Source organism: Bacteroides acidifaciens (genome assembly GCF_903181435.1).
GTDB lineage: Bacteria > Bacteroidota > Bacteroidia > Bacteroidales > Bacteroidaceae > Bacteroides.
Window position 1 is genome coordinate 2,227,079 of record NZ_CAEUHO010000001.1, and the last position, 26,919, is coordinate 2,253,997.

The following is a 26,919-nucleotide window of genomic DNA, read 5'->3' on the forward strand; positions in this document are numbered from 1 at the left end:
CTTCGTATTAAACACAAATTACACGAACTACGCTATTGTTTGATGCAATTATATTTGATGCAATTATAATTATAAAACCGCGTAATTCGTGTAATTCGTTCTTAAAATTTTCTATTTCGACTGCAAATCCCAATATACCACATAACGCTGATGATGCAAATCATAAAGCGGACGAATCACATCTCCTTGTTCTGTTGTAAATTCCAGTTCTTTTCCTGTACGCTGCAAAGTACGTTCCGGATGTTTCATATCTACTTTCAATGAGGTACGCAAATCGACAGGTACATGGAAATTATAAGTATAATAATCATTATAAAGAGCTGGATTAGAGAAAGGTGCGGGAGCCTGCATACCTTCCGTACCCCGTTCTCCGGCAAGCACTAACGGGCCATACAATAAAGCCACTTTATTCGGATTATCGGGAGTGGCTTCCAATTCAATCTGCATCGGGTAAGTAGCCGAGATACGGTCATTATCTTTCCAGTCACGGGTGATAGCGATGTAAGAACCCGGCTTTTGTTTTACTGCTACTTTTTTACCGTTCACAAGAACTTCCGCTTTTTTACTCCATGAAGGATATCTTAGATAAACAGTAGTGCGAACCGATTTCTCGGCACGAATAGTAAACCGGGTCGTTTCCTCTTTCGGAAATTCCGTTTCCTGGAGAAGGGTTAATCCTTTTTCTTTCCAGATGACTTGGGAAGGAATAAACAGATTTACATAGATTCCCTCGTTGTTGTGGTAGTAGATAGCTTCTCCGTATTTAGCATGATTTTCGAATCCGCTGCCGACACAACACCAGAAAGAGTTCTCTTTGGTACTATACAGTTTATGTGAGCCCGAAAGTAAGGGCAAGAAATAAGTGACCATTCCCGTTTCTGGGTCTTGCTGTCCCAGGATATGATTATATAGTGCCCTTTCATAATAATCGGCAATAGATGAATCGCCCGTCCAACAGAAAAGATGACGGCTAAGCTTCAACATATTATAAGTGCAGCAGGTTTCTCCGGTATAGCCGGTCAAGTGTTTAGAGAATTTCTTCGGGTCGAAAAAATGCTCCTTATCACTACTGCATCCCGGAGCAAAAGTATGGTGGTCAATCATGGTATGCCAGAAGAATTCCGAGAGCTTTTTGCTGGTCTCATTCTCTGTCAGTTCATAGTTACGCGCTTCGGCTATGACTTTCGGGATAAACGTATTTGTATGTTTGGTTCCCAAATCGTCCCGAAGTTCTTTCAACGGGTCAATTACATCATTATGGTAGAAATATTCAGCCAACCAACGGTAACGTTCATCTCCTGTGATAGCATACAAATTGTAGAATGATTCATTGACACCTCCAAACTCATTGCGTATCATGAGTTTGCGGGTTTCTTCACTAAGTGGTTTCAGTTTGTTATAAGCCCAGTCGCCCATTTTAGTCACTGTTTTCAAAGCCTGCTGATTATCTGCATACAGATATTGGTCTATCAGACCGGAATAAAGCTTATGCAAGGTGTACCAAGGTGCCCAAACACTCTTTCCACGGATATTACGGTTTATCAGTTCTTCAGAAAAAGCACTTAAATATCCGCCTTTCAAAGCGTTCTGAACTTCGGTCAGCCCGTTGACAAGGCTATCCCCTTTCAGCTTGAAAATCTCACTTCCGGTAGCGGCATACATCAAAGCGTAAGCCGAAAGCAGATGTCCGGTAGTATGTCCGCGAAGTTCACAGTCCAAGGATTCCCAACCACCGAGTTTTTTCACTGTCATATAACCGCCTTCACGACCAGCAAAGACTCCGGCATTTGTCCGGAAACTATGCAACAGGCGACTTACGTCGATAGAGGTCATCCATGCGGAATCCCGCAACATATTGTCACGAAAGCGACTCGGTAATAAACGGACGTCCTTCAAATCAAAACTTTCTACCCGAACAGGCGCCACTGTCTCTTTTTTCATTTTCCCCTGATGCTGTCCGGGGTATACAGATTGAGCCGACGATATAGCCGATACTGCCAATAATGCGATTGCAACTAAAGATTTCTTATTCATAATCATTTTTAATATCCTTATATTTATAGGATACGAATAAGTTCAGCCTAATACTCAATGCAAAAATACGAATTCCAACTTATAGTTCCATAATCTTTCATTTATCAATTGCCGATTGATAAATGAAAAAACTCCGTTCTACCGGTTCGGCAGTCTGTACTTCTCCTGCCAATCCATATTGCCATGCCACCACAGTCACTTTCAACGGGAACTTACTGCGTGGGGGAATTCGAGTAAATACCAACTTGTTTCCCTCTATTTCTGCCGGTCCTTCTTTCACGTAGTAATATACGGGTAGCCCGCAATCGGAAGTTGCATGTAAAGAGATAGTTTCCGTGCCTTTCTTCACATCGTCAAGGCCCGGAAAAAGAATATGCTGGCGTTTACCTTCCGTATTGCGATAGGGAATCCAGAAACTAAGTTCCTGAACTGTGCTTTTATAGTGCTTGTCACCATCATTACCGGCTAGAAGGCAAATATCTCCCGTACGACGCTTATTGTACATCCCCATACGGTAGAAACGGACAGTAAAGGTTGTGTCGTTCACTTTCTGAACCGGGCCACAGATACGGGTTATTTCAGGAGAAGTGAGCGAATGTTCGTCAGAAATTGCAGTATGCAAGCTATCCGTATATACAGCTTTCAGATGAAAAGTCAATCCGTCTTTTTCCGGCAGGAAGCGGGCGGCAACTTTCACATGGGATTTGGGATTATATGTGAGTAATTGCCCCTTTTGTACGAAACCTAAGTATTGTGGTTTCTTCCCTCTTTCCCGGCGATAGCGTTCTTCCGTCATTTCAGCCATTTCCTTATCGAAATACCAGAATGCATCGTGTGAGTCTCCTTTATACTCTTTATAAGGAGCAGCTTTTGCACGTTTCTTCTGATTCGGATGCCACCTTTCGGCAAGCCAACCATTCTGCGGATTCAGCTTCTTCAATTCCACAGGCTTATCCAAATCATACGTTGCGGGCATACGATATTCCCGTGCTTTCTTTAAGAACAACGCAATATAACCAGCGGTACGGTCGGCTATATCGAAATGCCCGCGTCCTGTGTCGCAAAGGAAAGAGACGCAACTTTTAGGATACATCATACGGAATGCCAAAGCCGGATTTACACGGTCTTCCCACCATTCGTATTCGCCTTCAATCATCAATCCAGGGATGCCGTCAATCGTACGTTTCCCCCACTCCATATTGTCACGACCATATCCGGTAAGGTTAGTGCGCGGCGCATCTCCATGTAAAGAGATAATGGCTAATGTGCGGTCGGGATTCCAGGCTGCGAAGTTCCACGGATAGGTAGCCATTGCCGAATGTCCGAACGGAACAATCGGAGCATATTTCAATTCGTTATATCCGCTAACAGAAGCAAAGTCATCCAGCATTTGTTCAAATGCCTTCTGGCTTCCGGCAGTTATGTCCCATTTCTGATCCCACCCCGGAGTTATCCATATCAGTGCCAGACCTATTTCTGACATTTTCTCCCGAAACAAGGCGTTCTCAAACAGAGTTTCTTCCGTCATATTATGAGTACCTATCATAACCCCTTTTACCTGGACACAATCAGGCGGTATCCATAAAAAAGCCTGCGGATGGTCATTCGTCTCGTTGGAAACAATGCCTGGTATTTTCACAGACCACTGCCATTCGGCTGCCATATTGCAGGGCAATAGAATAACGGACATTATTCCAAACACCAAAAATCGAAGTAGGCTCATGTCTAATTCATTTTTTATTCTCAATTTAAGAAAGGAGTGATGAGAAAACTCTCTTCTTCTCTCATTACGACCCGAAACAAAAAACATAAATTTACCTACTTAAGCGGAGTAAAATGCAACGCAGCTCCGCCACTCGCCTTCAACTTCAAGACAAGTTTGTCGCCTGCCTTTATTTTCTTATGAGTACTGCGTACTTTCGTCCGTGTATTCAGTTTGTCGTCATCTTCATACAGATGAAGCATATACTTCTTTCCCGGTTCCAGGAAATCCGTAGTCAATGTGACCGTGCGGGCTTCCGTGTTTGTCATTGCTCCAACAAACCAGTCACTTCCCGAACGACGTGCCTGAACGATATACTCACCAATTTCTCCGTCAAGCGCACGGCTATCGTCCCATACACTCGGAATGGCTTTCCAAAATTCGAGTTCTTCTTCTCCTTTATAAAATTCCGGTCGGTCATACCAGAACATAAATTGCAAAGGACTGTAATACACTGCTGCCATTGCCAACTGATGCGCTTTCGTATTCTTCACTCTGCCATTAAAATAACACAGTGTATAATCCGCAGCGCCTGCCAGGAAACGTGTATACGGAAGAATCGTGTTATGTAAAGCATCCGGCATCTCTTCATTGCCACCGATACCCTCCTGTGTCATCAAGTTAGGATAAGTACGGCTGAAACCTGTGGGACGATATTCATCGTGAATATCCACCATCAGACCGTATTCTCCACATTTGCGGACTGCATCATGCAGCCAGGTACTCCAACGCTGATTGCCAATCTGTACAAAACCGAACTTGATACCTTTCAATCCCCACTTCTTATATAAAGGTAATAAAGTATCCAATTGCTGCACCAATGCACGCTGATTGACGTATACCATAAGTCCGATTCCCTTCGATTCGGCATACTGGCACAAAGCAGGTATATCAAGGTCTTTATCCGGAGAAACAGTAGTAGCGTCCGAACTCATCTTCATTTCTGGTCCATACCAACCTGCATCCATGTGCACATACTGAATACCGCGCTCTGCCGCAAAGTCAATAGCCGCTTTCACCCTTTCTTGCTTCAAGTCGCCCGAACGGAATACTTTTCCCGGTTTAATCCAGGAAGTATCAGCCAGTTTGCAAGCCGGGTTCAGATTCAAGACAATATCATTGTTGTTAATCAAATCGACCGGACGTTCGCCAGCCATGATAACACGCCACGGAGTGCTATAAGGAGAAATTATATCGACACTGCTATACAGGCTTGTCTCCAAAGTGGAAGGTTTGTCTGCCGACAAACGGAATTTGCCACGGACATAATCCACCATTTCCGCTTCCAACAAGGCAACTGATAATCCGTCGGGCAGTTTTAATGTCAAAGGACGTTCACTTTCTTCTTTTCCCCAACCTTCCAACGGACGAAGTGCATAAGGCCCTTGTGCCCAACGCTCATAATAAGCCATTGTTCCTTGAGGCATTGTGAAACTGGTTTGCTCGCCTATGATATGCAGGAAAAGCCCGTTGGTTGTTTCCGGGAAATGATAACGGAAAGCGACTCCTTCATTATAGGCACGCACTATGATATTCATAAAGTAATTCTTGCGCTTATCATAGCCACCATCTTGTGCTCCGTCTCCTTCACCTTTCTTGAATTTCAGGGTCATCTCATTATAACAGTCACGAATCTCGGCACGTTCCCCATATACAGGTTTCCATGTTTCATCCGCTTTCCGACGCTCAGTTCCCGTCAACTTCAGATTCTCACACCAGAAATGACAAGTATCATTCGGAACACCCAGTGCCGATTCGAACAACTGATTTTCAATCAGAACTCCCAATTTACTTTCTTCAATTACCGGACGGTTCTTGTAAGTCAAGGTGTAATACATTTGTGCATTATCCTCTCCCACCGCACGCTGATAGAAGGTAAAACGATACGCTCCGTCGGGAGATGTCAGTTCCTGGCGGGTTCCTGTCATTACATCCTGCGCTTTCAACAATGCCGGTACCACCAGCAATAAAAGCAAAATTCTTTTCTTCATTCTATTTACGTTCATGTTTATTCTTCTTTCCTATTAGATACGAACGAGAAGGAAATTATACTCAACACCAAATATACGATAAAAAATAAAATATAATTTTTAGTTCCGCTATTTTATAGTATCTTTGTTTAGATTGTAAAAACAGAACAGGATATGAAAGTAGAAGAACCCATAGGCGAATATTATTCTCAGTCATATATCAAAAATATAAGGCGTAGAATCATTAAGTCCATCAGAGAAGAAGAAAACGTCGATGTGCTTAAACAGTATATGCAACTCCAAAAAGAAACAGAGGGGCAGATGAATATTTCCAGAAAAAAAAGAAGAGAATTATTCAATAGCCAATCTTTAATAGGAAGCATTGATTCCGAAATCCCCTGGGAAGAAATGAGAGATAATATTTTAAAAGAAAAATACGATTTAGAATGAGAGTATTTTTAGATACCAATATATTAATGGAATCCATAACTAATCGTTCACATTCCACTGAAATTGCCCGTATATATAACCTATATAAAAGCGGTGTTATTGATTGCTACATTTCCCAAGGTTCTTTCTACACAATCACATATCTTGTAGAGGCGTATTTGAAGAAAACAGACTCTTTATCTAAAGATGAACGTTTAAACAAATTACGGAATATACTCAATAACATATTATTAATGTCGGATATTTGCGACATCTCCAACGAAGAACTGAGCAAAGGCATATGGGATACCAACTTTACAGATATAGAAGACAGTTATCAATATCAGAATGCAATAGCTGAACAATGCGAATATCTAATAACATTAAACAAGAAAGATTTCCATCCCCACAATGAGCAAATAGAAATTGTAACTCCTGATGAATTTATAAAAAGAATATCCTCCGGACTTTAATATTATTCCATCTGCTCCCTATAAATAGTAGGTGTCATCCCCGTCACCCGTTTAAAGATACGGTTGAAATGCACAGGAGATTCAAATCCGCACGTCGCACTGATTTGTGATATATTCATCACACTACTATTCAACAGTTTACAGGCATACCCGATACGCATATCAAGTACATATTCTTTAAATGTCTTTCCTGTGTTTTCCTTGAAATAACGGCAGAAGGCGGTAGGATTCATGGCTGTATAAGAAGCAATCTCATCCAGACCGACAGACTCGGTATAATGTTTGTTAAGATAGGCAATCACCTTTTCCATTCTTTCGTTACGCATAATGGAAGGGGACGGGGTATAATGGGAAGTAGTCAGATATTTCCTGTTATCATTGGTAGCCATTATTTGCAGAAGTGAAAGCAACAGGATAATTTGTTCCGCTCCTTTGGCAGAAGGTATCTGTTTTAATAGCTTGATGACCTTTCCCGAACGGGAAACGGTGAACCTAATTCCCCGGCAGGCATCTTCCAATAAATTCCTGATAGGAATAAACTGGGAATATTGGGAAATGGAGTAATGCATAAAGTCCTTCTCAAACTGGATATTCACGCCTTTTACTTTCAAGCCGGACTCTTCTCCGTTATCCGGCGGACTCTGCATACTATGAGGAAGTTCCGAACCGAAAAGAATCAAATCCCCTTTTGCATAAGAGATAATGCTGTCACCCACCAAGCAATCCCCCTCTCCTTTCTCCACATAGATAATTTCATACTCACTGTGGAAATGCCACGGGTAAGTGAAACGCGGATATTCATAAAAGCGGGCACGGACGGGATTGGAAGTCGTAATAGTCAACTTCTCGTTCATTATCTTCTTCATAAATTCTCCTTTCTAAACTACTTTTGCAAAGATAGGTAAATATCTTGCAAAGATACGCATCATAGTGTGTGTAAAAACCCGCTATTTTTGCATCAATTCATAAAAACATTTGATAGAACCATGAACGAATTATTTAGTATTGCCGGTAAAGTTGCTGTTATTACCGGAGCAGGTGGTGTACTGGGTGGAAATATCGCCCAACACTTTGTACAGCAGGGAGCAAAAGTAGTAGCTATCGACATTCGTCAGGAACAACTGGACAACCGGGTAGCAGAACTGAAACAATATAGAGAAGATGTAATCGGTATCATCGGTAATGTGCTGGACATCACCAGCCTGGAGAAAGTAGCGGAAGAAATCGTTGCCAAATGGGGACGGATTGATATTCTGTTGAACATTGCCGGTGGAAACATGCCGGGCGCTACTCTCGAACCGGAGCAAAACTTCTACGATATGGACATCTCCTGCTGGGAGAAAGTCACCAATCTAAATATGAACGGAACAGTTTATCCATCCATGATATTTGGCAAGGTTATGGCTAAACAAGGCAAAGGATGTATCATTAATGTATCATCAATGGCCGCATACAGCGCTATCACCCGTGTTCCGGGATACTCTGCCGCCAAAACTGCCGTAGCCAACTTCACCCAATGGCTCGCCAGCGAAATGGCACTGAAATATGGTGACGGTATTCGTGTTAACGCCATTGCTCCGGGCTTCTTCATCGGCGACCAAAACCGCCGCGTACTTATCAATCCGGACGGCTCACTGACGGATAGAAGTAAGAAAGTATTGGCTAAAACTCCGATGAAACGTTTTGGTGACATTAAAGAGTTGAATGGTGCTGTACATTTCCTGTGTAGTGATGCCGCCAGTTTCGTAACAGGAGCGATGTTGCCTATCGACGGTGGTTTCAGCGCATTCAGCGGTGTCTAAATAATTGCTCCTAAATAAAGAAAAGAAGCTATGATGGAAAAGACATGGAGATGGTTCGGTAAAAAAGACAAGATAACTTTGCCGATGCTCCGACAAATAGGCGTAGAAGGTATTGTCACTGCTTTGCATGACGTACCGAACGGAGAAATCTGGACTGTAGAGGCTATTAATGATTTGAAGTCTTACATCGAATCTTATGGTTTGCGTTGGTCGGTAGTAGAAAGTCTCCCCGTATGCGAGGCAATCAAATATGCAGAAGCGGAACGTGAACAGTTGATTGAGAATTATAAGGTAAGCCTTGCCAACTTGGGCAAATGCGGAATAAAGACCGTATGTTACAACTTTATGCCTGTCATCGACTGGATACGTACTGACTTGCAGCACCCCTGGCCGGACGGAACCAGTTCCTTATACTACGACCGTATTCGCTTTGCTTATTTCGATATCCGGATTCTGGAACGCGAAGGAGCAGAGAACGACTATACCGAGGAAGAACTCCGCAAAGTTACCGAACTGGACAAGGTAATCACGGAAGCAGAAAAAGATGCTCTGATTGATACAATCATTGTCAAGACACAAGGTTTCGTTAACGGCAATATCAAGGAAGGGGACAAAAATCCAGTTGCTATCTTCAAGCGCCTGCTCGCCTTATACAAAGATATTGACCGCGATACTTTGCGTGAAAATATGTGTTACTTCTTATCTGCAATCATGCCCGTATGCGAGGAATATGGCGTCAATATGTGTGTCCATCCCGACGACCCTCCATTCCAAGTTCTAGGCTTACCGCGTATCGTCACCAATGAAAGTGATATTGAATGGTTCCTGAACGCAGTAGATAATCCACATAACGGATTGACTTTCTGCGCAGGTTCTTTGAGTGCAGGCGAACATAATGATACCCGTGAGTTGGCAAAGAAATTTGCCAAACGTACCCACTTCGTACATCTGCGTAGTACGGCCGCCATCCCAGGTGGAAACTTCATTGAAAGCTCCCATCTCACAGGAAGGGGGCATTTGATTGACCTTATCCGCATCTTCGAAAATGAGAATCCGGGACTACCCATGCGTGTAGACCATGGACGGATGATGCTGGGAGACGAAGACAAAGGTTATAATCCGGGATATTCTTTCCACGGACGTATGCTGGCTCTGGCACAGGTAGAAGGGATGATGGCTGTGGTGGATGATGAGAAAGAACGGCAGATGAAGTTTTAATTTTCATTTCCCTATATTAAAAATGCGGCAAATAGCAAAAGCAACTGCTATTTACCGCATTTTCTATTTACAATCCTTTCCCTGTTACTACAAAACTTTATCTTTCAAGAATGTTCCCAACGACCTTGCATAATAAAAACACAAACAAAACCAACACTCCGTATTTTTTCAATCAAATCCAAAGGAAGAATCGCCTTTTTTCTGACCAAATTCCAACCAAGCAATTTTTCGCATTGTCAAAAGAACCTTATCCCAAATGATAAGCGAAGATAACATTTAGCAGATAAAATCGGCTAAAAACCGACAAGAACCGACAAAACTTTCATTCCCTAATTTGTTTTTATCAAATAGAAAGATGTATTTTTGTAACAAGAACATTAATTGGCAACTATATGAGCAACAAGATTTATCCTATCGGCATACAAAATTTCGAGAAAATCCGCACAGACGGTTATTTCTATGTTGATAAAACAGCATTGATTTATCAAATGGTGAAAACCGGTAGTTATTATTTCTTAAGCCGCCCCCGTCGTTTTGGTAAAAGTCTGCTTATCTCCACACTCGAAGCCTATTTTTCAGGAAAGAAAGAACTCTTTGCGGGATTAGCTATGGAGAAATTGGAAAAAGAGTGGATAAAACATCCTATCATTCATCTTGACCTGAATGCTAAAAAATTCGATACGGAAGATGATTTGATTCGTTTGGTAGACCGCCAGTTGCTTGTTTACGAGTCGTTGTATGGTTCATGTTCCAAAGATGAGACAATAGATGACCGTTTTGTTACACTTATCCGTTTGGCTGCAGAGAAAACAGGACAGCGTGTTGTGATTCTTGTCGATGAGTACGATAAGCCCATGTTGCAAACGATTGGAAAGGATGCATTGCAAGAAGAATATCGGAATACATTGAAAGCTTTTTATGGTGTCATGAAGTCAATGGATGGTTATATTAAGTTCGCGATGTTGACAGGAGTTACTAAATTTGGAAAGGTGAGTGTGTTCAGCGATTTGAATAATTTGGATGACATCTCCATGTGGAACCAATATATAGATATTTGCGGAATCAGCGAACAAGAACTTCATGATAATCTGGAAAAAGAATTGCATGAATTTGCAGATAACAAGAATACTACGTATGACGAAATCTGCAAAGAACTTCGAGAATGCTATGACGGCTATCATTTCACACATAACTCTATCGGTATATACAATCCGTTCAGTCTGCTCAATGCTTTTAAACGAAAAGAGTTTGGCAACTATTGGTTTGAAACGGGAACTCCGACTTATTTGGTAGAATTACTTAAAAAACATCATTACAACCTACAACGAATAACACATGAAGAAACCAGTGCGGAAGTACTGAATAGTATTGATTCGACTTCGGACAATCCTATTCCTGTGATTTATCAAAGCGGTTATCTCACTATCAAAGGATATGACCCGGAATTTGGTATATACCGTCTAGGATTCCCCAACCGGGAAGTAGAAGAAGGGTTTGTAAAATTCTTACTACCTTTTTATGCTAATACCAATGCAGTAGAATCTCCATTTGAAATACAGAAGTTTGTTCGTGAGGTACGTTCCGGAGACTATGAATCATTCTTCCGACGCCTGCAAAGTTTCTTTGCGGATACTCCTTACGAATTGGTTCGGGACTTGGAACTGCACTACCAAAATGTACTCTTCATCGTCTTCAAACTCGTCGGATTTTATACTAAGGCGGAATATCATACAAGCCAAGGACGCATAGACCTTGTCTTACAGACGGATAAGTTTATTTATATTATGGAATTCAAACTGGATGGTACAGCAGAAGAAGCCATGCAACAGATAAATGAAAAGAATTATGCACAACCATTTGAGCAGGATGAGCGCAAACTCTTTAAGATTGGCGTAAATTTTAGTGCAAAAACACGGAATATAGAGAAATGGATTGTTGAGGTCAATCAAAAGAAATAAGAAAAATAGAAAGGGCATGGCAACGGACGGCAAGGGAACGATGGGGTGGTGTCACGGATTCAAGTTACACCTTATGTGTAATGACAGTGGAGAAATCATAACATTTTGTCTTACAGGAGCAAACGTTGACGACAGGAACAAACGGGTATGGACGGTCTTCGCCAAGGAGCTCTACGGAAAAGTCTTTGCTGACAGGGGATACATCAAGCAAGCCCTGTTTGAGGACCTTTTTGACAGGGGAGAACAAGGCCAACATCATGCACTCCAGCCCCCCCCACCAATCCATTTGGCATCGATCCATCCCTAATAGGCACGGTCACTGCTCATCAATCCGGTTTCGAACCAGGAAGAAGCGGAAACTTCCCTATTCTTATTATGCCATACACGGACTGTCCATAAGTAGCGCGTAGCAGCTCGCAAAGAAAGTCCGGCATATTCGATATTCAATGATTTATCATCGGTTATCTTGTGGGAATCCCATACTTGCGTGCCAGCCTCATCGGTGACAATGATTTGCCGGGCTGTTTGTATCAATCCTCTCTCATCTGTCCCCCCGTCCATCTGCCAACTGAACCGGGGTTTCTCTACATCAATCCCTAACGGGTCGTCGCATATTCCACTTGTAGTTTTTTCAGCCGAAAAGAAGTAGCAGCGGCACTTGATAAGCTGTTTATTAATATAAAGAATAAAAGGCAAATGTAGTTCTTCATTGTTTTCAAGATTTATCAAATTGCTATTTGGTTAATACATAACACAATACGCCTCATTATATTTTCAAACAATTCTCACTACTATGAGAAAAATACTCATCGCGATGAGAAAATATTCGATTTATCTTCATGCATTTCCGCATCGAATTAGAAAAGTTACTTGATATTCACTTTATCCACAAAATTCTTCATATTGACGTTCAAATCTTCCAGTGAAGTCACCCGCTTACCATTCAATACAATATTCTCGAACAGGATATTTCCGATTCTGCGATTCTTATCATACCCTTCTATCAGCGAAGGATTGATATACTTGCCCGTACAAGATATATTACGGAACACGATATTCTTTATACCCCGCCCCGGCCCTGTATTATACTTTTGATTGTACATCACACGGAGATGGAACAACTGACCTTCCTGGATATTTTCCACACGAATATCTTCAAAAGTGATATTCCGTGCAAGGTTATGGTCACCTACGTTGATAGCCATACATCCTTGATAATCGCGGTCATCCTCATCATGTTCCAATATATCAATATTCTTGAATAGTATATCTTCCAACACTTCATCTCCGGTTTTCGTATTGCCATGCGTACCTATGTTGATAGGGTGCGCGATGTCCGCCCAAAGAGTGGAATTGAGTACGCGGATATTACGACAATCCCCATAATAATTCCAACGGTGTGTATAGAGAGCTATGCAATCATCCGAATTACGGAGAAAGACATCATCAATCGTCACATCCGAGCAAGACATAAAATCCAGTCCGTCACTCCATCCCTGATAGCTGAATGATTTCAAGTTCTTGATGGTTATTCCCGTAGATTGTCCACCGGAGACTGTATAATGGCGCGAATTAACAACTGTAATGCCATCAATCAACACATTTTTGGAATAGGCAACCGAGATTCCCTGTTGAGGTTCAAGCAACATTCCATGTCCCAGGATTTTCACGTTCTCCACGCTGTCACAGTTCAGGCAACCTTTCAGCACTGCACCCCCTTCCAGATAAACCGTCGTATTGGAAGGAATACGGAAACACTTGCCTGCCGCATCGATAGGTTCATGAATGCCGGACTCAAAGTACATCACGTTCGGGTCATTCTTGTCCGGAACATTTTCAATAATCGGATTGGCAAATATATGCAGGTTATTCAAACGGTCGCCATTGAATTCTACGGAGAGTTTTTGCGGTTTGTCCAATGTAAACAGAAGGAAGTTTCCGTCTATCTCCGGCTGAATACCTTTGGAAAATGGACGCACTACTGCTGAACGGATTTCTCCGTTGTTCTTTTGTACCAGTACTTCTACTTTTCCGGAGAAATCAAACTGCACCATGGTCGCATCGGATTTGGTATCCATATCCACCTTTACATTATATTCGAAAAGGTCTACCCAATCTTTTTCACCTACTTGTCGCACTTTTACTGTATAGTCATCGTTATGACGGGCATAATAGATGCCCATCGGCACGGGATAAGTTATAATTTCCGCTTGTACATTATTCCATCCCAAAAACGCTGAAAGGGAAATCATTATTACTCTTTTCAATTTATTCATACCTATTGTTTTTTTTATTTCTATCCATATAAAATTTAAAATCTCCTATATTGTTATTACGAACAATATAGGAGATTTACCTATTCTGAATTGAATATATTTATCTAATATTTTAGAGTCCTTATTGGAAAGTAGGCATTTTGAACCTGTACAACAATCCACCTACCATAGAAGCTACATAATCAGGTTTTCCCTTTTTGACACCATCGTATGTATCTGTACGGATACCCACCTTAGGTTCGGCATACAAATAGACGGAAGAGGCTACCCGCAGTTTAAACTGCACACCGGCATCCAGTCCCGGCACTACCTGAAACTCTCCGTTACGACGAGACAGTCCGGCTGTGACTCCCATAAAAGGTACGACATCTATCACATGATCGGAACTATACCCCTTTGTTAACGTAGCCAAGCTCATCATGTAGTCCATTCCTAAACCGGCATAATGCAAAGGTGATTTATTCTGCGCTTTCGACTTATACAGGATTGTCCCGTTGATACGCCATGCAGACAACGGAGTGTACCATTTGCCGAAACTTCCCTTCGCCTCTACACCTACGTTCTTCACCAAATCCTTGTTGCCAACCAGCAAACTACCCATTCCGAGTGCCCCTGATATGAAGTAACGTTTGTCATCCTTATCAAACACACTGCGATTGGCTGCTTTTGAATAAGGAACGAAACGATAATGGAAACCGGCATTGACGCCTACCAATACATCTTTCTGCATAAAACCTAAGTTTCCTTCGATGAACTTATCTCCATACATTCTGACTTGCGGTTCGATATACAGACCGAAAAAATCATTCACATGCCATAGTCCCTGTATACCAGCATTTATACCTGGTTGAAACTTATGGTCTGAATTATTGGTATACGCCAGATTGACACCCACAGAAGCTATGAAATCAAAGATACGGTCAGGATTGTAACCGTCCATGGTAGACGTAATATTCCACAAATAATCAAGACCACCACTGACACTGATATGGTTGAGTCTGCCCTCTTTAATATCACCGGGAACTAGATAGTTCGTAAAGAACCCGCCTATACCCACCAGACGCAAACCGGAATAAGCAGTTAGCCACTTACCAAGAGAGACGGAAGCCTGCGGACCTAAAGAACTGAGGTTTTCAAAATTCTTCTTATTCAAAAACATTTGCAGACCAACTCCTGAAGTCATAAACAGATTGTCTGAGATATGATTGTTTGAGAATCCGTTCTTAGGACGTGCCGCACGGTCAATCGTATGATAAGTCAAACCTAAATTCAATTCTCCAAGCTGGTCTGTACCACGCAATCCACATCCACCTGCATATCTCTTGTGATAAACATTGAAACGGGGTTCTATAAATAAATCCATGGAACGGTTGAGACGGAAACTTCCTTGTACGCCTACTCCTATCCCCGGAGCGTACTTGCCAGAATTCTCCACCCCTTTTGTCCCAGCCAGATTAACCCCTGCAATACCAATTAAATTAAAGATCCTATCTTCATCATATCCCCACAGAACACTATTGAGATTCAACATATAATCCGCATGCAAATCAAGATGTTTGAAATATCTGTTCTTACTACCGGCAGGTGTATCCGATGCTCCAACTGTCCCGGATAAACGCAGACCGGAAGAAGGGCTGAACCATTTACCGATTCCGGCAGAGAACTGGGGACCAAAACCTTCAATTGTATTCTTGATTCCCGAAACTTGCAGGGCACTGATACCACCGGACAAAGAGATAAACATATGATTCTGGAACGAACTGTTATCAAATTCATCGAAATGAATCTTAGTACCCATCGGAGCGGCAGGCATATATGTCAGACCAACTAGAACCGAACCTCCCACTTGATAATTTCTCCAACTTCCCCTATGTGCCAAAACATCATTATACCATCCTATTTGTGGCTCTACAAACAAGTCCAATGTACGGGAAAGACGTATATTGCCCTGTAAACCAATATGGGCACCATAATAAAATTCACCCCCACCTTTCAGATTCGGATATTTTTCAGAACGTTCATTGTTATCACCGACCTTAGAATAACCGGCTTCTACACCAGCTATTCCAAATAACTCAAAACGACGGTTCGGATTGTACCCATATGCCAAGGAAGACATATTCAGCAGATAATCCAGGCTACCGCCACCCATCTTTATTTTAGAATCATATATTTTCGACGGCAGATACCCCATGTTCACCCCTATCCTGAGTCCGTGAACCGGAGTAATCCATTTTCCCATAAAAAGACGAGCGGTCATACCTAATCCGTCCTGGGTCTCCTTACCCGAAAGCAAGCTATACGGACCTACACCGACAGAGAAAAAGAGATGTTCATTAAACTTATTACTCTCAAACTTCTCATTCGCAGGTCTTTTCTGCAACATATATTGCAAAGCACCATAATCCTGTGCCTGTAAGGTGACAGCAAGCATCAGAAATAACGCCACCGCCACATATTTATTTTTGATTCTGAGGATATTCATCGTTTACTCTGTATTATCATTATTTAAGTTTCTGCTCTTCCGGCAGCAAGTCAATAATATCACCGTCCACTCTCGCTGTCTCCAGTAAGGATGGGTCTAGTTCAAGGGCTTTCTCGATACTCATAATAGCTTCACCCACTTTCTCCAATCGGTTAGCGACAATCGCTTTCACATAATATTCGCGGGCTGTTGTCACATTCATGGCAGAAATCTTCTCCCATGCTTCCTCATTTCTCTTCATCGCCAGCAACATCACCACCTCATTGAAAGGACTGGTAGCCGCCACCTTTTCGAAAGCATCCTTATAGTAACCAGCCAAAGCTTGTACGATGGCTTGCAAATCCTCAGAAACAGCTCCTTCGGGAACCAATGTCAATACGGAATCCGCCTTGGTATATTTTCCTTCATGCAGCAAGGCAATAGCCTGATTGGACAACAATTCTACCGGCGCAGACTTGCTGACAAACGGTTCGAGGATACGTGAATCCGGCGCATCTCTCTGTATGGTCGCTACCGCCAGTTCATTGGCCGCATACGTAAAGTTATCGTAAATTTCAAGAGCCTCCCTGCAATACTTCTCCCTTTCATCCGGAGTTTTTGTCATCGTAATCATACGATAATATTCGAAACGTGTCAGTTCCTTCGGATTCCTGTTGTAAATTCCCCTAATCTCATCGTCAGTCAGGAGACGGAAGACGGAATAACCATATGTATATTGCACTTTTCTCAACTTAGGCAGATAGGTAGCAGATATTTCCTTGTAGAAAGGTTTCGATTTCAATACATTATTCAAGCGGTAAGGAACGGATTCGTATTGCTTGATTAAATCCTCTACTTCCTTGGCAATTTCCGGTTTGGCGTCTTTCTTCAGTAATTCCGCCACTTCTTTCCATGAAGCTACCGCCGCATCCGATTTCACTTCCAGCAACTTGCGCGTTTCCGGGTCCAGTTGTGACAGGATACGTTCCAACGCCTTGTTTGTACGCAGTTGTGCCAATTGCAAGTTTCTCTCGTATGAACCATCCGGTGAAGCCACACCCGTAATATGGAAACTCTTCAATGAAGCATCCGGATTCGTCTCAATAGCACGAAGCTCCTGGCTCAATCGGTTCAGTTCCACTTGGTTCTGAGGATTCTTGTCGTCCAAATCGGCTTTACCTACCAAGAATGTGAGGTTTACTTCCCCTTTCGAATCCCGTAGCTGCATGACAGGTTTCGGAAGATACTTCTCATCTGTCAGATTGAAAGCAGAAAACTTGTACTCTAGGAAACGCAGCGGGTTGACAGTTCCGCGTGCAATGGAGAAAGAGTCACGATAAATGATGTCCCGATAGTTCTCCATCGCAAGATGCACGTCCGCACGGTAATCATGTTGCAGATACTCTATGTAAATAGAATCATGGTAGGCGATAACATCCCTCTTGCGCGAAGAAGTCGTTTTCACCTGAATATATTCATGCAAAGGATCTTTATCCAAATCATAACCATACATCCGGTTTTGCGTCGTATTGTAAGTGCCGCCGTCGAATACCACAGGACGCATCAGCAAACGTTTTTTGAGTGTCACATCATAAATGGAAGGCTGCAATACCAACCGACGATGTGAGTTAAACATTTCCTTAGGCACCGGCACACGGGTTTTCAGATGGAAATAATTACCTTTGATTTCGATGTCCGTCGGTTCTGGAATCACTTTATCTTTTACTTTGGAAGTAATCATCACTTCGTCCAGTTCGATGACAGCATCTTTCAGCACTACATCAAGAATCTGCTTTCCCGCCACCTTTACCGTCTTGTCCTCATAACCGACACACGTAAACTTCAACGAGCCGTTCTTTTCCACCATTACACTGTAACGGCCATCTTCATCGGACATTTCTATACGTTCGTCATTGACAGGATTGAGCACATTCACATTCGGAACACTTTTCCCCTGCGGATTTGTGATATGTCCTTGTACACGGATACGTTGGGCAGATGCATCCATGCCGACCAACATCATCGCCACGAGAAGTACACCTATTAATCTACCACGTTTCAAATTGATTTTCATTCTCTTTTCTGACTAGCTAATGTTCTCTAATTATCGGATAATATAAACAAAGGATACCCCCAATCTGACAGGCGCAATGGTAGTCTTGCTATCATTGACCGCACCCGGTTTCGGAGCACCCTTATCATACTTGAACTGACGGTAGCGCATTACACCCACACCGGCAGTCGCTTCGAAGTTCCAATGGTTGCCCAGTACCCATGCATACCCATAGGTCAACCCGGCGGCGTATGCATCGCCTTTGTGATGCACATCCTTCACCATCATATTAAAATTATTCACGAAAGCGGTGACCCCAAGAAAATGGCTCACCATCGGACGATTTAGCCAGTAACGAACTTCAGGCTGAAAATGCGTGAAAGTCGTTTTAAAGTTGTCTTTACTGATTGGATTCGCAGCAATCCCCATATTCAGGGAGACGTGACTACCCAATACAAACTCTGCTTCTACATTCGGACTGGCAGTGAGCCAACCCAACGCATTTGTCTTTACAGCTACCCGCTGCGCGTGCACATGTACGCCACAACATACTAGTAGAAATGATAACGCAACTAATGCCCTGCGACCATTTCTCATCACATATACCATAATTATTTCCCACTAAATATTTCCCACTAAAATATTTACCCACAAAAAGGGCTTCTTGCCCATATTATATACAACTTGGACAAGAAGCCGCAAAATTAGAAAAAATATAGCATTAAAAACGTTTATACACGTTTTTTTGTTTTTTATCGCAACATTTTTTCCAGATTGGAACGCAATATACCATATTACGTATAAAATATACAATTTTCCCAGCTTATAAATAAAACATCAGATACGCAATAATATAGGTTCCGACGCAACACCGGATTTCACTTTTTTACCATTGATAACGACTGTGCAAGGAGCAGAAGAAATAATATACCATTTTCCCGCTTTCTTCTCAAGCAACACGTTAGCGGCACTGTCAGTCTGAACCATTATTCCGGGCACAACCAATTGCGTTCCATTTCCCAGAAAGAGCGTCCGGTTTCCCGTATACTCATTGCTGATAACTGCATAGTCCGCTTTCACTTTCATTCCCTGATAAGTAACAGTCTGCCCAGCATCAGACAAGGAGAAAATATGGTCTACACGCCCATTCCTGCTTTTCACGCAGATTCCTGCAAAGTCTTTCAAACCCGGTTCTTCCGCATCAAAATAAGAGACGGATTGAATAGCGGACGGCTCATTCTTCGTGCTCGGCTCGTAGATGGAAACAAAAGGACGATTCCATGCTTCTCCATGCTGCCGGGCAACAAAAGTCAGCGTCGGTTGCTCCTTTATATTATAAGGCATATTCGGTGTACGGCTCAATCCTTCAGTCATCGGCGACAATGCCGTAAAGATTTCGCGTTCCGGTTCACCCTTCATCCAAAGATTCATATATATGTCGTCACCGCCTTTATCCTTCATATCTATGGTGAAAGTCGCTTTGACATCCTTGTCGGTGGCAGCCATTTTCTTATCATATAAATAGGAATAAGCATAAAGATGCGCACCGGCAAAAGCCAGTTCTTCCGTGGACTGCAGATTCAAGTCGGCACCATCTGCCGCCGTCAATGTCAAAGACTGACCGAGGTTATGATAGAAATAATCGTGCATCTTGTCTCCCCCCTTTTCTTTTCGGCTGCGGAACACATCGACATAATACCCCGTCTCCGCCCCGGTAGTAACGATACTCATCATACGCGTCTGGTCTGCCCTGCTCTCCGGTTCACGGAAATAAAGATTGCTGTAAGTGACGGACGTAAACCCCTTGCCCGGTTCCGCCGAAGCAGGAAAACAAGAAAGCAACTCAAAAGAATGATTGCTTTTCATCACCGGATAGCTCGATATACCATCCACACATACTGTATTATGACTGGGGAACTGGGAATAATACTCCGCATAATCCAGCCCGCTATACAAGAATAGTCCGATACCTGCATCCGGCCCCAACACATAGCCTTTTCCGTAAAGTTCCATCGAGATACCGTTGGCATGCATATGATTCCCTTCGCTGCCATTCAACGAAATCATCAAACTGTTGCGCGGATGCATACCGTTGCGCTGTACCAGCCAAGACACATTGGGAGCATAAAATAAAGGAGAAACATAATCCTCTATCTTTCCCGGCTGCACTTTCGGGTTTAAAACCAACGGTTTATCCTCAAAGAAAGAACTGACAGATACACGTACGTTCTTCTTTTCCTTTTTATCATTTCCCATCTCCGGGTTCAGGCATTTCAGCAAAGCGGTAAAATATTTCTCCTGTTCCTTTTTCCCGTTCGCCTGCGCGTTCTGTATCATGCGGATAAAGAAATTCGTATTCAGATACCCCGGGTGCGTATCCCCAAAGCCGCAAATCATACGGTTAGGAAACAGATATTGGGGCGTGGTCGCCACCGCTTTCGACAATACAGGCATCGCTTTCACCAAATCATATTGCAGGTTCGTGTCAAACTGGTTCACGAAATTGGCATAATCATTGATTACCACACTGCTATACCCCGGACATTCCGCCCAAATCCCCGTATTGGAATCAAAGCCATAATCCGCAAGACGTGTCAGACTCCACTGGCGGATGCTGGAACGGTTCATCACATAGTCGATATAATATTCGCGTCCTTTTCCATCAGCATATTCCTTGTTATCTTCCAAGACCAAACCAACACTCATAATATAACGTGCCTGCAACAAATCCCAGTTGTTATGAGGCACACCGTTCGCAATGATATTATCCGCCCATTTCTTAAAAGCTCCCGCATAGATTTCCATCTTGTCCGGATAATTGGCCTTCAGATAATTATACAGAAAATCATACAAGGGGACAACAACATGAAGCGCATCTTCATGGATTACCTCGAAAGAAGTCAATCCCACCAATGTCTGCTGATGACCATAATTCAAATCGACAGGTACATTCCGGTAATAAATTCCCGTCATATACGTGTCAAAAACACCTGCAGCTAGTTTGGCGAACTTCTCTTCATCCGTCATCCAATAAAGAAAGGCAGCGTCATGGGCGATTCCCAGAATTTCGCGGTTCAGACTCTCTATATTCCGCCCGGTCTTGGACGGGTGCACACTCTCCATCGGACGATTGGGAAGGGCATTATTACAGAAAGTGACGTTCCCGCTCTCGTCATCATCATAAGGCACGACATCCGCCAACTTGGGACGACCGTGAGTGGCAGCCGTTCCACGCGTTCCCGTATAGCGCACCGTAGGATAAGGAGCTTTCTCGCCACCGGCATGGTCGAACGCTTCACCTTTTACATATACTTCCGTGGCATGAGACTTCCAATACATCGCCAGGCGGGACAGTAGCCAGGACGGTTGAGCATCCGTCAGGTTCGTATAAACTTCCGTCCGTTCCTTCAACTTATTGAAAACATCTTTCGCCCATTCTTCCTTTTTAATAAGTTCCCATGTCTCCTGTTTTCCCGCCGGAGTAGTCAGCATCCGCGGATGCGCCTGCGGCATCTTCTCCGGCAAGGGAATCTCCTGCCCCGACGCACTGCCCAAAAAGGATAAAAAACATAGTCCCAGTAAAATTCGTCTCATACTTCAATCTATTTTTTAGGTTTGATACCTATTAAATACGAAGATAGAGATTTATTTACCTAATCCGACCGGCAAAGACTGTTTTTATTTGTCCGAAACTGTACTCTTATTCCAAACAAAGAATTATATTTGCAAAAAACCTACTAACAATTCTGATACTTATGAAAATCTTATCTATCCATGATTTGGCTACAATCAGGAAGAGAGCGGAACACAAACTTTCATTGCGTGAAGAAAGTAATGAAAAAGTCACCGAAAAGTGTTGCGGGCTGGCATCCGGCACACAGCATCTTCAGATTCTAATCTGTGGTGGTACAGGTTGCAAAGCCTCTTCGAGCCAAGGGATTACGGACAATCTCCGGTTAGCCATCCAAAAGAACGGCATTGCCGACAAAGTGGAAGTTATCACCGTGGGCTGCTTCGGCTTCTGCGAAAAAGGCCCTATCGTGAAAATCATCCCCGACAACACCTTCTACACACAAGTCACCCCCGAAGACGCGGAAGACATCATCACCGAACATATCATCGGCGGTCGGAAAATAGAAAGGCTGCTGTACATAGACCCTAAAACGGAACACACCGTCAGCGACTCCAAACACATGGATTTCTACCGGAAACAACTACGCATCGCCTTACGCAACTGCGGCTTTATCGACCCGGAAAATATCGAGGAATACATCGCCCGCGAAGGATATTACGCGTTGGCAGACTGCCTTCTCAACAAACAACCGACGGACGTAATCGATCTCATCAAGCGCTCCGGCCTGCGCGGACGCGGTGGCGGCGGCTTTCCCACAGGCTTGAAATGGGAATTTACCTATAAGCAGCAGTCGGACATCAAATACGTGGTATGTAACGCTGACGAGGGCGACCCCGGCGCATTCATGGACCGTTCCATAATGGAAGGCGACCCTCACTCTATCGTAGAAGCCATGTGCGTCTGCGGTTACTCCATCGGCTCCAGCAAAGGACTGGTGTATATCCGTGCCGAATACCCGCTTGCCATCAGCCGTCTGAAAATAGCCATCGAACAAGCCCGCAACTACGGTCTGCTGGGAGACAATATCTTAGGAACGGATTTCTGTTTCGACATCGAGATACGCTACGGGGCAGGCGCCTTCGTATGCGGTGAAGAAACCGCACTGATTCACTCCATGGAAGGAAAACGCGGTGAACCGACTCTCAAACCGCCCTTCCCCGCCGAATCCGGCTACCTGGGCAAACCTACCAACGTAAATAATGTAGAGACGCTCGCCAATATCCCCATCATCCTGACGAAAGGAGCCGAATGGTTCGCAACGATTGGAACGGAGCGTTCCAAAGGCACGAAAGTATTCGCCCTCGCAGGAAAGATTAACAATGTCGGGCTGATTGAAGTACCGATGGGAACTACGCTCCGCGAAGTAATCTACGAAATCGGCGGCGGCATCAAAGGCGGAAAGAAATTCAAGGCGGTGCAGACAGGCGGCCCGTCGGGCGGCTGCCTGACAGAGAAACACCTGGATACTCCTATCGACTTTGACAATCTCCTAGCGGCAGGCTCCATGATGGGTTCCGGCGGTATGATTGTAATGGACGAAGACGACTGCATGGTATCCGTCGCCCGTTTCTACCTGGACTTTACCGTAGAAGAATCCTGCGGGAAATGCACCCCGTGCCGCATCGGCAACAAACGCCTGCTTGAATTACTGAACAAGATAACCGAAGGAAAGGGAACGGAAAAGGACCTGGATACCCTCGCCACTTTGGGACAAGTCATCAAGGACACCGCTCTCTGTGGACTGGGGCAGACTTCCCCGAACCCGGTTCTGTCTACGCTGGACAATTTCTACGACGAATATCTGGAGCACGTCCGCGACAAGACCTGCCGTGCCAAGCAGTGCAAATCCCTGCTGACCTACACCATCAATCCCGAACTTTGCATCGGCTGCCACCTGTGCGCCAAAAACTGTCCGGCGGACGCAATCATCGGACTGGTACGCAAACCGCACATCATCAGCCCCGACAAATGTATCAAATGCGGAATGTGCATGGCACGCTGCAAGTTCAAAGCTATTCTCGTCTGCTAAAATCTATTTACTATGGAAGAAAAACAAATTACTCTCCAAATAGACGGCCACTTTATCACCGTCCCCGAAGGAAGCACCATCCTCGAAGCTGCCAACAAAATAGGCATCAACATACCTACTTTGTGCCACATTGACTTGAAAGGAACCTGTATAAAAAACAATCCCGCTTCCTGCCGTATCTGTGTAGTCGAAGTCATAGGACGGCGCAACCTGGCTCCTGCCTGCGCCACCCGTTGCACGGAAGGCATGATAGTCAAGACCAGTACCCTGCGTGTGATGAACGCCCGCAAAGTAGTAGCCGAGCTGATTCTTTCCGACCATCCCAACGACTGCCTCACCTGTCCGAAATGCGGTAACTGCGAGCTTCAGACACTGGCTCTGCGCTTCAATATCCGGGAGATGCCTTTCAATGGCGGCGAGCTGTCTCCCCGCAAACGGGAAATCACCGCTTCCATCGTCCGCAACATGGACAAATGTATTTTCTGCCGCCGTTGCGAAAGTGTCTGCAACGATGTGCAGACAGTTGGCGCGCTCGGTGCCATCCGCCGCGGTTTCAACACAACGATAGCTCCCGCTTTCGACCGCATGATGACAGAGAGTGAATGTACCTATTGCGGTCAGTGTGTAGCTGTCTGCCCGGTAGGCGCGTTGACCGAACGTGATTACACCAACCGCCTGCTAGACGACTTGACCAACCCGAACAAGGTAGTCATCGTGCAGACCGCACCCGCCGTACGTGCCGCCTTGGGAGAAGAATTCGGATTTCCCCCCGGCACACTGGTTACCGGGAAAATGGTCTACGCCCTGCGTGAACTGGGATTCGATTACGTATTCGACACCGATTTCGCAGCCGACCTCACCATCATGGAAGAAGGCTCCGAAATCCTGAACCGTCTGACGCGTTATCTCAACGGAGACAAATCCGTCCGTCTGCCCATCCTGACTTCCTGTTGTCCGGCATGGGTGAACTTCTTCGAGCATCATTTCCCGGATATGTTGGATATACCGTCCACCGCCCGCTCTCCGCAACAGATGTTCGGCTCCATCGCCAAATCTTACTGGGCGGAGAAAATGGGAATCCCCAGGGAGAAGTTAGTCGTCGTATCCATCATGCCCTGCCTGGCAAAGAAATACGAATGTGACCGCGACGAATTCAAAGTAAACGGCATCCCCGACGTAGACTATTCCATCTCCACCCGCGAACTGGCACGACTGATTAAACGCGCTAACATCGGCTTCCCGCTCGTACTAGACAGCCCGTTCGACAACCCGATGGGCGAATCGACAGGCGCCGGCGTCATCTTCGGCACCACAGGCGGTGTGATGGAAGCCGCCCTGCGCTCCGTCTACGAAATCTACACCGGAGAGCCTCTCCAGAATGTAAATTTCGAACAAGTACGCGGACTGAACGGAGTCCGCCGCGCCACCATCAACCTGAACGGATTTGAACTAAAAGTAGGCATCGCACACGGACTGGGCAACGCCCGCCATCTACTGGAAGATATACGAAACGGGCACAACGAATATCACGTCATCGAAATCATGGCTTGCCCCGGCGGTTGTATCGGCGGTGGCGGCCAGCCACTGCACCATGGCAATTCGGAAGTATTATACGCCCGCGCCAACGCGCTTTATCGCGAAGACGCCAACAAACCGTTGCGCAAATCGCACGACAACCCGTATATCAAGAAACTGTACGAAGAATATCTCGGCAAACCTTTGGGCGAGATATCGGAAACGCTATTGCACACGCACTATTTCAACAAATCTATGGATTAACTTTAAACGAAGAGTATTATGTCAGATATAAAACTAGCCTGCGATGTGGCAGAACAAGTCAGAACGATTTGCGACAAGCACGGAAACAACCCAGGCGAACTAATCAATATTTTGCACGAAGCGCAACACCTGCACGGCTACCTGCCCGAAAAGATGCAACGCATCATCGCTTCCAAACTCAATATCCCCGTATCGAAAGTATATGGAGTGGTCACCTTCTATACCTTCTTCACCATGACTCCGAAAGGAAAACATCCCATCTCCGTCTGCATGGGTACGGCTTGTTACGTGCGCGGCTCCGAGAAGTTACTCGAAGAATTCAAACGCGTACTAGGCATCGAAGTTGGCGAAACTACACCGGATGGAAAATTCTCATTAGACTGTCTGCGCTGCGTAGGAGCCTGCGGACTGGCTCCGGTAGTGATGATTGGCGAGAAAGTGTACGGAAGATTGCAACCGATAGATGTGAAGAAGATTATCGAAGAGTTGGAATAAATATCCGGAATAAAAAGCGGCTGCCTTGAAAAAGCAAGGCAGCCGCTTTAAAACATTTTTAACAACAAACAAAAAAGGCGATTGCGACATTCAATATAGTCGATGTCTGAAATATAAAAAAGATGATGGAGCTAAGATTGGAACATTCTTTTATTCATGTAAACACTATGGAGTAAATTATGCGCAAAACGGTGAATTGCTGTCTGCTTAAAATGTCTAATAAGTTAAATAGCAATAACGCATGTGAATTAAACCTTTATTAATATTGAAAACCAACAACACAATTAACGATAATATACTTGTAATCAAACGGTTATCTATTAATATACTGATAACTAACTAAAGGAGAAGTGTGAACGTATGTTACAAACTTCTCCTTTACTAATTTTTATTATCGTATTAGTAATATAACCCAGAGCAAAGAAAACAATATTCTTTAATCGGAATGTTATTTTGAGAAACTTTACTATCTTTGCAAAGTCACGAAAAGTGGCAAATGTAATAGTGAAAGTGTTTCGCTTTTATCCTGTGTAGGAAATCTGA

Annotated in this window: 19 protein-coding genes and 1 pseudogene; 10 read left to right on the forward strand and 10 right to left on the reverse strand. The window is 44.0% G+C overall.

The window, feature by feature from the left end; all coding sequences use genetic code 11:
* Nucleotides 1-111 precede the first annotated feature (111 nt).
* The 3 genes from CLIN57ABFB40_RS09385 to CLIN57ABFB40_RS09395 all read right to left on the reverse strand — a co-directional run bounded on the left by CLIN57ABFB40_RS09385 (nucleotide 112) and on the right by CLIN57ABFB40_RS09395 (nucleotide 5,802).
* Nucleotides 112-2,040, reverse strand: coding sequence for a glycoside hydrolase family 127 protein (locus CLIN57ABFB40_RS09385; RefSeq protein ID WP_175629838.1), 1,929 nt, complete (start codon nucleotides 2,038-2,040; stop codon nucleotides 112-114).
* Between the two features lie 91 nt (nucleotides 2,041-2,131).
* Nucleotides 2,132-3,757: a hypothetical protein gene (locus CLIN57ABFB40_RS09390; protein ID WP_175629839.1), complete on the reverse strand. Its 1,626-nt coding sequence runs from the start codon at nucleotides 3,755-3,757 to the stop codon at nucleotides 2,132-2,134.
* A gap of 95 nt (nucleotides 3,758-3,852) precedes the next feature.
* Nucleotides 3,853-5,802 carry a glycoside hydrolase family 97 protein gene (locus CLIN57ABFB40_RS09395; RefSeq protein ID WP_175629840.1) on the reverse strand — a complete coding sequence of 650 codons (1,950 nt, stop codon included), beginning with the start codon at nucleotides 5,800-5,802 and terminating at the stop codon, nucleotides 3,853-3,855.
* A 138-nt stretch (nucleotides 5,803-5,940) separates the two neighbouring features.
* On the opposite strand from CLIN57ABFB40_RS09395, the gene CLIN57ABFB40_RS09400 reads away from it, so the two are divergent.
* Nucleotides 5,941-6,216, forward strand: coding sequence for a hypothetical protein (locus CLIN57ABFB40_RS09400; protein ID WP_175629841.1), 276 nt, complete (start codon nucleotides 5,941-5,943; stop codon nucleotides 6,214-6,216).
* Nucleotides 6,213-6,668 (forward strand): PIN domain-containing protein, encoded by a 456-nt coding sequence (locus CLIN57ABFB40_RS09405; RefSeq protein WP_175629842.1) that lies wholly within the window; start codon nucleotides 6,213-6,215, stop codon nucleotides 6,666-6,668. Before CLIN57ABFB40_RS09400 ends, CLIN57ABFB40_RS09405 begins: the two co-directional genes overlap by 4 nt.
* 2 nt (nucleotides 6,669-6,670) lie before the next feature.
* Here the strand turns inward: CLIN57ABFB40_RS09405 and CLIN57ABFB40_RS09410 are convergent, their stop codons facing one another.
* On the reverse strand, nucleotides 6,671-7,534 hold the full coding sequence (locus CLIN57ABFB40_RS09410; RefSeq protein ID WP_175629843.1) for an AraC family transcriptional regulator: 864 nt from the start codon (nucleotides 7,532-7,534) through the stop codon (nucleotides 6,671-6,673).
* A 120-nt stretch (nucleotides 7,535-7,654) separates the two neighbouring features.
* Between CLIN57ABFB40_RS09410 and CLIN57ABFB40_RS09415 the strand changes: the two genes are divergently transcribed.
* The 4 genes and pseudogenes from CLIN57ABFB40_RS09415 to CLIN57ABFB40_RS09430 form a co-directional block, all read left to right on the forward strand.
* Entirely contained in the window at nucleotides 7,655-8,470 is an 816-nt protein-coding gene (locus CLIN57ABFB40_RS09415) for an SDR family oxidoreductase (RefSeq protein ID WP_175629844.1), read from the forward strand.
* Between the two features lie 30 nt (nucleotides 8,471-8,500).
* Nucleotides 8,501-9,688, forward strand: coding sequence for a mannonate dehydratase (gene uxuA, locus CLIN57ABFB40_RS09420; protein WP_175629845.1), 1,188 nt, complete (start codon nucleotides 8,501-8,503; stop codon nucleotides 9,686-9,688).
* A 392-nt stretch (nucleotides 9,689-10,080) separates the two neighbouring features.
* Nucleotides 10,081-11,646 (forward strand): ATP-binding protein, encoded by a 1,566-nt coding sequence (locus tag CLIN57ABFB40_RS09425; RefSeq protein ID WP_175629846.1) that lies wholly within the window; start codon nucleotides 10,081-10,083, stop codon nucleotides 11,644-11,646.
* 13 nt (nucleotides 11,647-11,659) lie between these two features.
* Nucleotides 11,660-11,887 (forward strand): annotated as a pseudogene (locus CLIN57ABFB40_RS09430) (transposase); the annotation flags it as partial.
* Between the two features lie 62 nt (nucleotides 11,888-11,949).
* Here the strand turns inward: CLIN57ABFB40_RS09430 and CLIN57ABFB40_RS09435 are convergent.
* The 6 genes from CLIN57ABFB40_RS09435 to CLIN57ABFB40_RS09460 all read right to left on the reverse strand — a co-directional run bounded on the left by CLIN57ABFB40_RS09435 (nucleotide 11,950) and on the right by CLIN57ABFB40_RS09460 (nucleotide 22,033).
* Nucleotides 11,950-12,375, reverse strand: a complete 426-nt coding sequence (locus CLIN57ABFB40_RS09435) for a hypothetical protein (RefSeq protein ID WP_317167723.1) — start codon at nucleotides 12,373-12,375, stop codon at nucleotides 11,950-11,952.
* 137 nt (nucleotides 12,376-12,512) lie between these two features.
* A complete protein-coding gene (locus CLIN57ABFB40_RS09440) occupies nucleotides 12,513-13,922 on the reverse strand; it encodes a glycosyl hydrolase family 28 protein (protein ID WP_175629847.1) in 1,410 nt (469 codons plus the stop codon).
* Nucleotides 13,923-14,043: 121 nt separating this feature from the next.
* Entirely contained in the window at nucleotides 14,044-16,407 is a 2,364-nt protein-coding gene (locus tag CLIN57ABFB40_RS09445; protein ID WP_175629848.1) for a hypothetical protein, read from the reverse strand.
* Nucleotides 16,408-16,426: 19 nt separating this feature from the next.
* Nucleotides 16,427-18,460 carry a tetratricopeptide repeat protein gene (locus CLIN57ABFB40_RS09450; protein ID WP_175629849.1) on the reverse strand — a complete coding sequence of 678 codons (2,034 nt, stop codon included), beginning with the start codon at nucleotides 18,458-18,460 and terminating at the stop codon, nucleotides 16,427-16,429.
* Nucleotides 18,461-18,490: 30 nt separating this feature from the next.
* A complete protein-coding gene (locus tag CLIN57ABFB40_RS09455) occupies nucleotides 18,491-19,036 on the reverse strand; it encodes a DUF3575 domain-containing protein (protein WP_175630363.1) in 546 nt (181 codons plus the stop codon).
* Between the two features lie 240 nt (nucleotides 19,037-19,276).
* Nucleotides 19,277-22,033: a heparinase II/III family protein gene (locus tag CLIN57ABFB40_RS09460; RefSeq protein ID WP_175629850.1), complete on the reverse strand. Its 2,757-nt coding sequence runs from the start codon at nucleotides 22,031-22,033 to the stop codon at nucleotides 19,277-19,279.
* 161 nt (nucleotides 22,034-22,194) lie between these two features.
* On the opposite strand from CLIN57ABFB40_RS09460, the gene CLIN57ABFB40_RS09465 reads away from it, so the two are divergent.
* Genes CLIN57ABFB40_RS09465 through CLIN57ABFB40_RS09480 form a run of 4 tightly spaced genes read left to right on the forward strand, consistent with a single transcriptional unit; the run spans nucleotide 22,195 to nucleotide 26,587 of the window.
* Nucleotides 22,195-24,102 carry an NADH-ubiquinone oxidoreductase-F iron-sulfur binding region domain-containing protein gene (locus tag CLIN57ABFB40_RS09465; protein ID WP_175629851.1) on the forward strand — a complete coding sequence of 636 codons (1,908 nt, stop codon included), beginning with the start codon at nucleotides 22,195-22,197 and terminating at the stop codon, nucleotides 24,100-24,102.
* A 12-nt stretch (nucleotides 24,103-24,114) separates the two neighbouring features.
* On the forward strand, nucleotides 24,115-25,881 hold the full coding sequence (locus CLIN57ABFB40_RS09470) for an NADH-dependent [FeFe] hydrogenase, group A6 (protein WP_175629852.1): 1,767 nt from the start codon (nucleotides 24,115-24,117) through the stop codon (nucleotides 25,879-25,881).
* Between the two features lie 18 nt (nucleotides 25,882-25,899).
* Nucleotides 25,900-26,376 carry an NADH-quinone oxidoreductase subunit NuoE gene (nuoE, locus tag CLIN57ABFB40_RS09475; protein WP_024986194.1) on the forward strand — a complete coding sequence of 159 codons (477 nt, stop codon included), beginning with the start codon at nucleotides 25,900-25,902 and terminating at the stop codon, nucleotides 26,374-26,376.
* A 25-nt stretch (nucleotides 26,377-26,401) separates the two neighbouring features.
* A complete protein-coding gene (locus tag CLIN57ABFB40_RS09480; protein WP_175629853.1) occupies nucleotides 26,402-26,587 on the forward strand; it encodes a hypothetical protein in 186 nt (61 codons plus the stop codon).
* Nucleotides 26,588-26,919: the final 332 nt, after the last annotated feature.